At 69.9% G+C, this 12174-nt stretch carries 11 protein-coding genes; 8 read left to right on the top strand and 3 right to left on the bottom strand.

The window, feature by feature from the left end; translation table 11 throughout:
* Positions 1-16: 16 nt before the first annotated feature.
* From gnd to dnaA, 3 genes are all read right to left on the bottom strand, one after another.
* Positions 17-889, bottom strand: coding sequence for a phosphogluconate dehydrogenase (NAD(+)-dependent, decarboxylating) (gene gnd / locus LADH09A_RS20860; RefSeq protein WP_238647163.1), 873 nt, complete (start codon positions 887-889; stop codon positions 17-19).
* 40 nt (positions 890-929) lie between these two features.
* Positions 930-2063 (bottom strand): DNA polymerase III subunit beta, encoded by a 1134-nt coding sequence (gene dnaN / locus LADH09A_RS20855; protein ID WP_238647162.1) that lies wholly within the window; start codon positions 2061-2063, stop codon positions 930-932.
* Positions 2064-2839: 776 nt separating this feature from the next.
* Positions 2840-4666 (bottom strand): chromosomal replication initiator protein DnaA, encoded by a 1827-nt coding sequence (gene dnaA, locus LADH09A_RS20850; protein WP_238647161.1) that lies wholly within the window; start codon positions 4664-4666, stop codon positions 2840-2842.
* Between the two features lie 624 nt (positions 4667-5290).
* Between dnaA and rpmH the strand changes: the two genes are divergently transcribed.
* The 8 genes from rpmH (at position 5291) to LADH09A_RS20810 (ending at position 11462) form a co-directional block, all read left to right on the top strand.
* Positions 5291-5428 (top strand): 50S ribosomal protein L34, encoded by a 138-nt coding sequence (gene rpmH / locus LADH09A_RS20845; protein ID WP_007453904.1) that lies wholly within the window; start codon positions 5291-5293, stop codon positions 5426-5428.
* A gap of 34 nt (positions 5429-5462) precedes the next feature.
* On the top strand, positions 5463-5879 hold the full coding sequence (rnpA, locus tag LADH09A_RS20840; RefSeq protein WP_238647160.1) for a ribonuclease P protein component: 417 nt from the start codon (positions 5463-5465) through the stop codon (positions 5877-5879).
* On the top strand, positions 5876-6163 hold the full coding sequence (gene yidD / locus LADH09A_RS20835; protein ID WP_238647159.1) for a membrane protein insertion efficiency factor YidD: 288 nt from the start codon (positions 5876-5878) through the stop codon (positions 6161-6163). The genes rnpA and yidD overlap by 4 nt, the downstream gene beginning before the upstream one ends.
* A 3-nt stretch (positions 6164-6166) precedes the next feature.
* Complete coding sequence (yidC, locus tag LADH09A_RS20830; RefSeq protein ID WP_238647158.1) at positions 6167-7159, top strand: membrane protein insertase YidC; 993 nt, start codon at positions 6167-6169, stop codon at positions 7157-7159.
* Positions 7160-7371: 212 nt separating this feature from the next.
* Positions 7372-7992 (top strand): Jag family protein, encoded by a 621-nt coding sequence (locus LADH09A_RS20825; protein ID WP_238647157.1) that lies wholly within the window; start codon positions 7372-7374, stop codon positions 7990-7992.
* A gap of 148 nt (positions 7993-8140) precedes the next feature.
* A complete protein-coding gene (rsmG, locus tag LADH09A_RS20820) occupies positions 8141-8839 on the top strand; it encodes a 16S rRNA (guanine(527)-N(7))-methyltransferase RsmG (RefSeq protein ID WP_372492322.1) in 699 nt (232 codons plus the stop codon).
* Positions 8840-9449: 610 nt separating this feature from the next.
* Positions 9450-10421 (top strand): ParA family protein, encoded by a 972-nt coding sequence (locus LADH09A_RS20815; protein ID WP_372492321.1) that lies wholly within the window; start codon positions 9450-9452, stop codon positions 10419-10421.
* A 27-nt stretch (positions 10422-10448) separates the two neighbouring features.
* Positions 10449-11462 carry a ParB/RepB/Spo0J family partition protein gene (locus LADH09A_RS20810; protein WP_238647156.1) on the top strand — a complete coding sequence of 338 codons (1014 nt, stop codon included), beginning with the start codon at positions 10449-10451 and terminating at the stop codon, positions 11460-11462.
* Positions 11463-12174 lie beyond the last annotated feature (712 nt).

The following is a 12174-nucleotide window of genomic DNA, read 5'->3' as shown; positions in this document are numbered from 1 at the left end:
AGGCTGTGGATACCGCTCAGCGCTTGTGGACGGCGTGGCCACCGAACTGCTGACGCAGCGCGGAGACGGCCTTCATGGCGGGCGAGTCGTCCTGCCGCGAGGCGAATCGGGCGAACAGCGAGGCGGTGATGACGTTCAGCGGCACGGCCAGCCGGACCGCCTCGTCGACCGTCCACCGGCCCTCGCCGGTGTCCTCGGTGTAGCCGCTCAGCTCGGCCAGCTCCGGGTCCTCGTCCAGTGCCCGGTCCAGCAGGTCGAGCAGCCAGGAACGGACGACGGTGCCCTCCCGCCAGGACTTGATCACGCCCGGCACGTTGGTCACCAGCTCCGAGGCGGCCATCAGCTCGTAGCCCTCGGCGTAGGCGTGCATCAGGCCGTACTCGATGCCGTTGTGCACCATCTTCGAGTAGTGCCCGGCGCCGACCGGGCCGGCGTGCACGAAGCCGAACTCGCCCTCCGGCTTGAGGGCGCTGAAGATCGGCATCAGCCGGTCGACGTGCTCCTGGGCACCGCCGACCATCAGCCCGTAGCCGTTCTGCCGGCCCCAGACGCCGCCGGAGACGCCGACGTCGAGGTAGCCGATGCCCCGCTCGTTGAGCCGCTCGGCCCGGGGTGCGTCGTCGCTGAACCGCGAGTTGCCGCCGTCGATGATGATGTCGCCCTCGCCGAGCACCGCGGCCAGCTCGTCGATGGTCGCGTCGGTGACACCGGCGGGCACCATGACCCAGACCGCGCGGGGCGACTCAAGCTTCTCTGCCAGGCCCGCGAGGGTCGTTACGTCGCTGATCTGCGCGTTGTGGTCGAAGCCGACAACGTCGTGCCCAGCGGCGCGCAACCGCTCCCGCATGTTGCCGCCCATACGGCCGAGTCCTACAAGGCCGAGCTGCATGTGTTTCTACCTCCGTGGATCTGGGTGTTGCTGGGCGCGATCAGCGAGAGACGCGGATCGGCATGATGAGGTACCGGTACCCCGGAATTACCTCGCCATCCTCGTCGGCGGGAGAGATCACCGCGGGCTTGAAGGCGTCGACGAACGAGAGAACGGCGGTCTGGGAGCCCAGGTTGGCCAGGCCGTCGATGAGGTACTGGGGGTTGAACCCGATGGTCAGCACGTCACCGGTGAAGGTGGCCTCCATCGCCTCGCTGGCGCGGGCCTCCTCGGAACCGCCGGCCTCGACCACCAGGCCGTCGGCGCTGAAGCTGAGCAGCACCGGGGTCGTGCGCTCGGCAACCAGCGCGACGCGCTTGACGACCTCGATCAGGGTGCTGACCGGCACCCGGGCCGCGGCGTTGTGGGTGGCCGGGAAGAGCGACCGCACCGGCGGGTAGTTGGCGCCGTCGAGCAGGCGGCTGGTGGTGCGTCGGGTGCCGCCGGCCAGACCGACCATGCCCTCGCCCGCAGCGCCCTGGGCGAGGGCGAGGATGACCTCGCCGCCCAGCGGGCCGAGAGCCTTGGCGGTGTCGTTCAGGGTGCGGGCGGGCACCAGGGCGTTGATGCTCACGTCGGGGTCGTCCGGTCGCCACTGGATCTCGCGCAGTGCCAGCCGGTAGCGGTCGGTGGCGAGCATCGACAGCGTGGTGCCGGAGAGCTCGACGCGGACGCCGGTCATCATCGGCAGGGTCTCGTCCCGGCCGGCAGCGATGGCCACCTGGGAGACCGCCGTGGCGAACGCGGCGGCGTCGACCGTGCCGGCGCTCTGCGGCATCTCGGGCAGCGCCGGGTAGTCCTCCACCGGCATGGTGGGCAGGGTGAACCGGGCACTGCCGCAGACCAGCTCGAGGTGGGCGCCGACCGCGGCGATGTCGACCGGCTTGGCCGGCAGCGCCTTGGTGATCTCGGCGAGCAGGCGGCCGGAGACGAGGGCGGCGCCGTCGGCGTCACCCTGCACCTCGACGGTGACCTGGCTGGAAACCTCGTAGTCGAACCCGGAGACCCGCAGGTTGCCGTCGGTGACGCGGAGCATCACCCCGGCCAGCACCGGTACGGATGGCCGGTTGGGCAGGCTCTTCGCGGTCCAGGCCACGGCCTCAGCGAGCGCGTCGCGCTCTACTCGGAACTTCATCAATGCCTCCGCGTCGACGTCAGCGACAACTCTCTCATGCCGACCGCTGCCTACCGTCCCGCCCAACCGTGCGGGTACCCATCGCACCTTAGGGCGCGTAGGCATCGGCTGTGCGCCCGACCCCATGGATCGTGTCGATGCTGACCGGCTGATCCGGCAGCGTTCGGCCCGATCCACAGAAAGCCCAACGGTGATGATTGGTTTTTGTTCTCTTAGAAGAGATAACTCATCGTCTTCATCGCACCTGTGCAAACTGTGGACAACTCGCGTCTGCGCAGCTCAGAGAGGGTATCCACCGGTGATTTAGCTGTGGAGAACCGGGGGTACAACTGGCTTGCGTGTCCACAGCCCGGTCCGGCCGGCCGGTTGTCCACCGTTGTCCACCGGTTGTCCACCGGTAATCCACCGCCTTTCTCCCCAAGCCTGTGGAGGAAGGTGAAGATCACCATTGCCGTCATCCCCAGAACCTTCAACAGCTCATGCACAGGTGGACCGTCATCGGTGGATAACGTGACGGTTGTCCCCAGGCGTCCACAGCTCCATACACAGGGTTTCTCCACAGCCTGTGGGTAACTGTCGAAGGACGGACCGTAGTTATCCACCGACGGTGGATGACGAGCTGTGGACAACGAGTGGGCGTCGAGGCGGTCACGGCCTCGATGATGTGGTCTGCACCATGTCGAGAGTCCAGCCGAGGACGAAAAAAAGACCGCCCGGCCGGAGATCCGGCCGGGCGTGTCCCGAGTTGTGGGCCGTCGCGACGGCCGTCGTACGCCTCAGCTGTTCTGCTTGATGCGGTTGGTCAGCTCGGCGATCTGGTTGTAGAGCGAGCGGCGCTCCGCCATCTGCTGCCGGATCTTCCGGTCGGCGTGCATGACCGTGGTGTGGTCCCGGCCACCGAAGGCCTGCCCGATCCGGGGCAGGGACAGCTCGGTCAGCTCCCGACACAGGTACATGGCCACCTGCCGGGCGTTGACGAGCACCCGCGACCTGGACTGGCCGCGCAGGTCCTCCAGGCTCACCCCGAAGTAGTCGGCGGTCGAGGCCATGATCTGGTCAGCGTTGATCTCCGGACCGGCGCCGTCGGGCATGAAGTCCCGAAGCACCTCCTCGGCCAGGGACAGCTCGACGGTCGACCGGGTCAGGCTGGCGAACGCCGTCACCCGGATCAGCGCCCCCTCCAGCTCGCGGATCGAGTTCGACACCCGGGACGCGATGAACTCCAGCACGTCCGGCGGGGCGTACATCCGCTCCTGCGCCGCCTTCTTCTGCAGGATCGCGATCCGCGTCTCCAGGTCCGGCGGCTGGATGTCGGCCAGCAGCCCCCACTCGAACCGGGTGCGCATCCGGTCCTCGAGGGTGGCGAGCTGCCGCGGCGACCGGTCGGAGGTGATCACGATCTGCTTGTTGGCGTTGTGCAGGGTGTTGAAGGTGTGGAAGAACTCCTCCTGGGTGCGCTCGCGGTTCTCCAGGAACTGGATGTCGTCGATCAGCAGGATGTCGACGTCGCGGTAGCGCCGCTGGAACGCGCTGGTCTTGTCGTCCCGGAGCGAGTTGATGAAGTCGTTGGTGAACTCCTCGGTCGAGACGTACCGGACCGAGCGGGCGTTGCCGAGCGTCGTGGCGTAGTGCCCGATGGCGTGCAGCAGGTGGGTCTTGCCCAGGCCGGAGTGACCGTAGATGAAGAGCGGGTTGTACGCCTTCGCCGGCGACTCCGCCACCGCCACGCTCGCCGCGTGGGCGAACCGGTTGGACGAGCCGATGACGAACGTCTCGAACATGTACTTGGGGTTGAGCCGGTTGCCGCCGGTGTCGGCGCCGGGCAGCCTGCGGTCGTCGCGGCCACCCGCGCGATGATCCACCCCGCTGCGGCCCGGGCCGCTGTCCGTTCCGCTGTCCCGGGGCAGCGCGCGGATCACGTGCTGGTCGCGCGGCGACGCCGAGTCCTCCCGGTAACGGGGCTCGTAGGGCCGCGTGTCCGGGCCCGGCGGGTCCAGGCGACCGGCCTGCTCGTCGTAGCCGCGCCGGTCCGCTCCCGGTCGGGGCGACCGCATCGGCTCCGCGAAGGAGGCGCTGAACAGCGCCTCCTGCCCGTCCCTGCTGGCGGGGATCATCCCGGGACGATGCGCGTCGACGCTCGGCGCGAGCGGCGGACCAGCGGGTGCGGGTGGCGCGACCGGCTCGGGCGAACGCGGCGGGTGTGACTGCTCAGGGATCAGCGTCTCGGAATGCTGCCGTGCGCCCTGGTCGTCATCGAAGGGCGCGGCCGGACCCTCGGCGTCGAACGGGCTGGTCTCCGGAGCGCTGCGGTAGACAGTGCCGGCGGGTCGGCCCGTGGCGTCCTCGGCGACCCGAACGGTCACCGCCACCTGGATCGGTCGGCCGAGCCGACGGGTGAGCGCCTCGGTGATCGCCGGGCGCAGCCGGGACTCGATCACGTCGCGGGTGAACGCGTCCGGGACGGAGAGCAGCGCAGTGTCCTCGACGATCGCCCGCAGCCGGGTCAGGCGGAGATAGGCACGCTGCTGGGCGGAGATGATCTCGTCGGCTAGCTCGTCGGTCGCCGCTAACCACACTGCGGCAAGGTCGGTCGTACCGGCCACCGTCGTGCCACCCCCTCGCCTCTGCTCCCGGCCGCCGCTGTCTGCCAGCCGGCCGTCCCGGGCCCGCCGCGTTCGCGGGTGGAACAACACCCACCTGACGGTCGACCGGTGGTCATCCACAAGTTATCCACAGCCTGTGTACCGACCGATTGTGGCCGCCGCCGGATGCGGGTGGGACCTGCCCCTGCCTGAACGGGCGTTGAAGCGGGTTCACCGTGCCGAACGATTCACTGCCTTGTCCGGTCTTGCCTGTGCGACGACCGGAGCTTCCGACGCTCACCGCAATCGGGCACGGTAACAGCGTTGTCCCTGCGCCATCAACCGGCGACGCGGCGGCGCCCTTCTCGGCATCAGCGAAAACCGCCCTTCGGCTCGGGCGCGTCCTGTTGGCCGCTCCTCGGGGTGTTTGACGGTCATTGCACCCCTGCGTAGGCTGGAACGGTTGCTTTCTCGCCCTCTGCTAGGGTGATGGGTGCTTGCTGTCCGCGGTCGCATCCCCCGCATCGCCGAGGTTCCGCTCCGCCGGACAGCACCGATCGTGGGCCACCGTCGAGGTGGCCTGGACCACCACACGACCCCGGCGATCCCGTCGCACGGGGCGCGTACGAAAACGGAGAGCCTGACGTGAGCAAGCGCACCTACCAGCCGAACAACCGCCGGCGCGCGAAGACCCACGGCTTCCGGCTGCGCATGCGCACCCGTGCCGGCCGTGCCATCCTGTCGAGCCGTCGCGCCAAGGGTCGCACCACCCTGTCGGCCTGAGCCGACCGGGCCGGTCCAGGGGACGTGGGCAGTCGTGCTGGCCGCCGCGCAGCGACTGCGGCGCAGCACTGACTTCGCCGCAGCGGTCCGTGGTGGCCGGCGCGCCGGACGTGGCGCCGTCGTGGTCCACCTGACCACGCCGGTGAGCGCCGACCCGAGCACACCGACCTCGCCGCAGCCGGTGCGGGACAACAGTGCGGAGCAGCTCTCCGCGCCGTCCCGCGCCGGCTTCGTCGTGTCCAAGGCCGTCGGCAACGCGGTGACCCGCAATCAGGTCCGGCGCCGACTACGGGAACTGGTCCGAGAGCGGCTCGCCGCTCTGCCCGAGGGCAGCACGCTGGTCGTTCGAGCGTTGCCCGCCGCGGCGCAGGCGTCGTACCCCCGGCTCGCCACCGACCTGGACGCCGCCCTCGCGGCTGCCCGGTCGTCCCGAGAGCGGCGGCCACGATGAGCGCCGACCCGACCACCCCGCGCCGCACGTCAACCGGTGCCAGGGTGCTGATCGCCCCCATCATCGCGTACCGTCGGTGGATAAGTCCGGCACTGCCGGCCCGCTGTCGGTTCTACCCGTCGTGCAGTGCGTACGCCCAGGAGGCGGTGGTCCGGCACGGTGCCCTCCGGGGAGCCGCGCTCGCGGTCCGGCGGCTTTTGCGCTGCCACCCCTTCCACCCTGGTGGACATGACCCGGTGCCGGAGCCGGGCGGTCGCCGCCGTGCCGATGTGACTGGAGCCTGAGAATTGTTCAGTCTTGACTGGATCTACTATGCGATCTCGTGGATCCTGCTGACCTGGCACTCTGCCTGGGACGCCATCGGGGTGCCGGTCGGCGCGGTCATCGGCACCAACTTCGCCTGGATCCTGGCCATCGTCTTCCTGGTGGTCACCGTCCGGGTGATCCTGTTCCCCGTCTTCGTCAAGCAGATCAAGTCGCAGCGGGCGATGCAGGCGCTCCAGCCCAAGGTCAAGGAGCTTCAGGAGAAGCACAAGGGTGACCGGGAGACGCTCCAGAAAGAAATGATGGAGCTGTACAAGAAGGAGAAGGCCAACCCGCTGATGGGTTGCCTTCCGATGTTCCTTCAGATCCCGGTCTTCCTCGGCCTCTTCCACGTGCTGCGCCGCCTCGACCCGGACAAGCAGAACAAGACCCTCTACGGCTGGACGGTCGACCAGTTCCAGAGCGCCTCGCAGGCGAAGCTGTTCACCGCCCCGATCGCCGGCAAGTTCGGCTCCACCGCGGACGAGCTGGCCAGCCTCGGCGCCAACGGCACCACCGTGAAGATCATTGCTGGTGTCCTGGTCCTGGTCATGATCGCGACCACCTACCTGACCAGCCGTCAGATGATCCTGAAGACCGGCTGGGCCGAGGACCCGCAGCAGCGGATGATCCAGCGCCTGATGCTCTACGGCATCCCCGCGTCTCTGCTGATCTCCGGCGCGATCTTCCCGATCGGTGTGATCATCTACTGGGTCACCAACAACCTCTTCACCCTCGGCCAGCAGCAGTGGGTGCTGCGGAAGTTCCCGCCGCCGGTGACCGCCAAGAAGGCCGTTGCCCCCGCCGCCAGTCGTAACCCGGTGCAGCCCGCCAAGACCGGCGGTCTGTTCGGCCGGGGCAAGTCGGCCCCGCCCGCGCCGGTCAAGGCCGCCGCGCCCAAGGTGGCCGGGCCGAAGCCGGGTGCGAAGCCGACGAACAACCCGAAGAAGAGCCGCCCCGCCAAGCGGCAGGGCTGACCGCTCAGGGCCGCCGCCAGGTGACTGGTGGCGGCCCCTTCCGCACCGCGCAGCCGCCGTGAGGCCGGCGCCGGTCGGAACCGCCCGCGCACCGCGCGGCCACGGGCGACACTGCCCGTACAGACGTGCCTGTGGGCACCGGCGACCTCCCGCCGGCCCCGGGAAACCAGTCGGACCCGACGGTCCGGCCGAGCGAGTACGGAGATGAGACCGTGACCGAGACCAGCATCCCCCGCGCCGAGCAGTCCCTGGACGAGGAGGAGACCGCAACGCTCGCGGTGGACGGCGACGACACCGAGGACGACGACACCGAGGCGGACGACGACGCCGGCACCGCCGCGACCGGCGGCCGGACGAAGAAGGCCGTCGGCGAGGGCGACCTGTTCCGGCAGAGCGAGATCGCGGCCGACTACGTCGAAGGGCTGCTCGACATCCTCGACTACGACGGCGACATCGACGAGCTGGTCGCCGCGGGCCGCCCCATGGTCGAGGTGGTCGGCGAGCGGCTCCAGAATCTGGTCGGTCAGCGTGGGGCGACCCTGGAGGCCCTCCAGGAGCTCACCCGCCTCGCCGTCTTCCGGCAGACCGGGACGCCGAGCCGTCTGCTGCTCGACGTCGGCGGCTACCGGGCCAACCGTCGCAAGGAACTCGCCGCGGTCGCCAAGAACGCCGTCGAGAAGGTCAAGGAGTACGGCGAGCCGGTACGCCTCGACGCGATGTCCGCGTTCGAGCGCAAGTGTGTGCACGACGTGGTCAACGCCATGTCCGGCGTGGCGAGCGAGTCCGAGGGTGTCGAGCCGAACCGGCGCATCGTCGTACGGCCGGCGGACTGACCGGGTGACCCACGACGACATCACGGCCGACACCGTGACCGGCCCGGGCGGCACGCCGCCCGGGCCGTCCGCTGTCCAGCCCGCTGACGCCGAATCGGCCCGCCCCGACACCGCCCCGTCGCCCGCTGACGCGGCTCTGCCACCCGAGCTGGCCCCGGCCGCACTGACTCTCTTCGGCGACCGTCTCGACCTGGCCGCCGCGTACGCCGAGCTGTTGGCCACCGACGGCGTCGTCCGCGGTCTGATCGGCCCTCGGGAGGCACCCCGGATCTGGGACCGGCACATGCTCAACTGCGCGGCGGTCGCCGAGCGGATCCCGCCCGGCGCGACAGTGCTCGACGTCGGCTCCGGTGCCGGCCTGCCGGGCCTGGTCCTCGCCATCGCCCGTCCCGACCTCACGGTCACCCTGATCGAGCCACTGGCCCGACGTACGTCGTTCCTGATCGAGGTCGTCGAGCGGCTCGGCCTTGCGAAGTCGGTGCGGGTGTTCCGCGGCCGGGCGGACGAGGCGGCCACCGGATCGAGCGGCCGGGACCCGATCAGCGGAGACGTGGTGACCGCCCGCGCGGTCGCGCCACTGGACCGCCTGGCGGGCTGGAGCCTCCCCCTGGCGGTTCGTGGCGGCCGACTGCTGGCGCTCAAGGGGTCCTCCGCCGCGGTGGAGATCGAAGAGCACGCCGAGGTCGTGGAGCGGCTCGGTGGTGGAGAGCCGACCGTGCACCTCTGCGGCGTCGGGGTCATCGACCCGCCCACCACTGTCGTGGAGATCGCGCGCGAGCGGATGGTGGGCCCGCCCCGACCGGCGGCCAGCAAGCGCTCGCGGGCCGGTCGCTCCCGCCGACGCTGACACTTCGCGCCATCGGGCTTCCGGCCGGTGGGTTGCCTCGTTGTACCGGTACGGATGGACGAGGAGATGAGAACCCGACGTGGACCGGCCGCGCCCGTCCGCCGTAGGCTGACCGCGCGTCGATAGTGTGGAGCGGGCGGTGGACGTCGCGGGTCTCCGATCGCTCCCGAGGGCCGTACGCTCCGGGTTGCGAGCGTGGTGTGGCCAAAGTTGACCGGGGCGCGGACCGACCATCCGAAGCGGGCAGGGATGACAGGTGCATGACGACGGCAGGTACGACGATCCACGCGTGACCGGGTCAACCAGCGATCCCGTTTCACGTGAAACCGACTACCCGAGCTGGTCGCCCGGCGCGACCGGGTCTTCGACCGGTCCGACGGACGGCGATGCGCCGGCAGCACACGATCAGTCCCCGGGGTCGGGGCGGCCGGAGGGCGCGGCCACTCCGGAGCCGGCGAGTGTTCGTCGTACGCCGGAGGGGTTGAGCCGACCGGTCAACGCCGCCGAGGTGCGGTCGACCTCGGGGCGCCGCAACACCGCGGCGGCGGTTCGCTTCGAGCCCGCGGTCCCGCAGCAGCCCACCGCCGCAGTCGTTCGGGATGCCGCACCTGTGGTTGCCGAAGCGCCGGTCGCTTCGACCGAGTCGTTGGCCGCAGTGGCGGCCGACCCCACGTACGTTTCACGTGAAACCCCGACGCGCGAAGAGGATGACCCACCGTTGGCTATGGAGGCGATGCGCGCCGTGCAGATCCTGAATCCCAGTGGCGAGGTGACCATGCCTCGACCGGACCGGACCCGGGTCATGTGCGTCGCCAACCAGAAGGGCGGCGTGGGCAAGACCACGAGCACCGTCAACCTTGCGGTGGCACTCGCCCTGCACGGCAACCGGGTGCTCGTGGTGGACCTCGACCCGCAGGGCAATGCCTCGACCGGGCTCAACGTCCCGCACCACACCGGCATCCCGGACGTCTACGACTGCCTGATCAACAGCGTTCCGCTGGCCGAGGTGGCGCAGGCGGTCGAGGGCATCCCCAACCTCTGGTGCGTCCCCGCGACCATCGACCTGGCCGGCGCGGAGATCGAGCTGGTCTCCGTGGTGGCACGGGAGTCGCGGTTGGACCGGGCGATCGCCGCCTATCCCGGCGAGTTCGACTATGTCTTCATCGACTGCCCACCCTCGCTCGGTCTGCTGACGGTCAACGCTCTGGTGGCCGCGCAGGAGGTGCTGATCCCGATCCAGTGCGAGTACTACGCACTGGAGGGGCTCAACCAGCTGATCAACAACATCAACCTGGTACGCCAGCACCTCAACCCGAAACTCGACGTCTCCACCATCCTGCTGACCATGTACGACCGCCGTACCCGGCTGGCCGACGCCGTCGAGCAGGACGTCCGGAACCACTTCGGCGACAAGGTCCTCCAGGCGGTCATCCCCCGCAACGTCCGCGTCTCGGAGGCACCGAGCTACGGCCAGTCGGTGATGACCTACGATCCCGGTTCGCGGGGAGCGACGAGCTACTTCGAAGCAGCCCAGGAGATCGCGGAACGAGGCGTCAAGGAGCCGGTGGGCCGGAATGCGTAGTGCGGATGAGTCGCTGGGAGGCGTGGCATGAAGAACCGTCCTCGGGGCGGTCTGGGTAGGGGCCTGGGGGCGCTGATCCCGACCGGGCCGGCGCCGGCTGCCGCTGGCACCGCGACGGCCGAGCCGGAGAACGAGTACGCGGACGACGCGGTCACCGAGGCCGTCGCCGCGGTGCCTGTCGGGGCGCCGGTCCGCGAGCCGGAGCCCACGCTCAGTCCGGTGCCGGGGGCACGGTTCGCCGAGATCCCGGTCGACGCGATCCTGCCCAACCCGAAGCAGCCCCGCCAGGTCTTCGACGAGGAGGCTCTGGAGGAACTCAAGACCTCGATCCAGGAGGTTGGCTTCCTCCAGCCCATCGTCGTCCGGCAGCTCGACGACGAAAAGTACGAGCTGGTCATGGGCGAGCGGCGCTGGCGCGCCGCCCAGGCGGTGGGACGGGAGAACATCCCGGCAATCGTCCGGGACACCCGTGACGACGCCATGCTCCGCGACGCCCTGCTGGAGAACATCCACCGGGCCAACCTCAACCCTCTGGAAGAGGCCGCCGCCTACCAGCAACTGCTGGAGGAGTTCGGGGCTACCCACGAGGAGCTGGCCCGCCGGATCGGCCGGAGTCGCCCGCAGATCTCGAACACCATCCGGCTGTTGAACCTGCCGGCGCAGGTGCAGCGCCGGGTGGCCGCAGGGATCCTGTCGGCCGGTCACGCCCGTGCCCTCCTCAGCCTCGACGAAGCAGAGGCGCAGGAACAGTTGGCGTTGCGGATCGTGGCCGAGGGCCTGTCGGTGAGGGCGACCGAGGAGATCGTGGCTCTCACACTGAACGACGGGCCGGCCAAGGGGCAGGCCGCGAAGCGCCGGCCAAAGGCGCACGCGCCGGCTCTGACCGATCTCGCCGACCGACTGTCCGATCGGTTCGACACCCGGGTGAAGGTGGACATCGGGCGGAGCAAGGGCAAGATCACGATTGAGTTCGCGACGGTGGACGACCTTGAGCGGATCGTCGGGATCATCGGAGTGCAGCAGGAGGAGAGCGAGGGCTGAGCCCTCTCCCTCCGCCGACGGCCGCGTTACCCCTGGGGGTGCGCGGCCGTTCCGCTTCCCGCTGGCCACGTTTCACGTGAAACGGCCGCCGTTCCACGCTCTGCCGTTTCACGCCGCGCCGGTGTCGGTGCCGTGCGGTGCCCGGTGCCCGTGCCGGTGCCGGTGCCGAGGAACGCTTGAACGACTCGACCGCTTACGGCTCACTCGGCCCGAGCCGCGCAGCGCCTTGCCGACCCGACCCTCCGCCGGTCGGCGTCAGTCGCCCACCGACTTCTCTGTTTCACGTGAAACGGGGGCGTCGGGGAGGGTCGACGCCCGCCTGCACCTGATCCGCCAGACGTGCAGCGCGACGCGTGATGCCCACGCGCCCTGAGAGGGCCGCCCAGCGCTGTGGTCGATCACAGCCACCCCCTGCGGCGCCGGACGCGGCAGCGGGCAACTGAGCGGCGTGTACGGCACTCTACGAACATCCACCGAGGGATCGGCCGGAGCAGGCATCCAGTTTCCGCGTCGCGGGCTTGAGTCCGGCCACATCTCCGCGGCCTGGTTCGTGCGCGGCCTGGTCTGTGCGCGGCCTGGTTCGTGCGCGGCCTGGTCTGTGCGCGGCCTGGTTCGTGCGCGGCCTGGTCTGTGCGCGGCCTGGTTCGTGCGCGGCCTGGTCTGTGCGCGGCCTGGTTCGTGCGCGGCCGTCGTCTGTTCGCCCCACTGTTTT

This window comes from Micromonospora cabrerizensis (assembly GCF_022230955.1).
In the GTDB taxonomy this organism is placed as follows: Bacteria; Actinomycetota; Actinomycetes; order Mycobacteriales; family Micromonosporaceae; genus Micromonospora; species Micromonospora cabrerizensis.
Note: the sequence above shows the minus strand (reverse complement) of the source record. Positions and strands in the feature narration are given on the sequence as shown.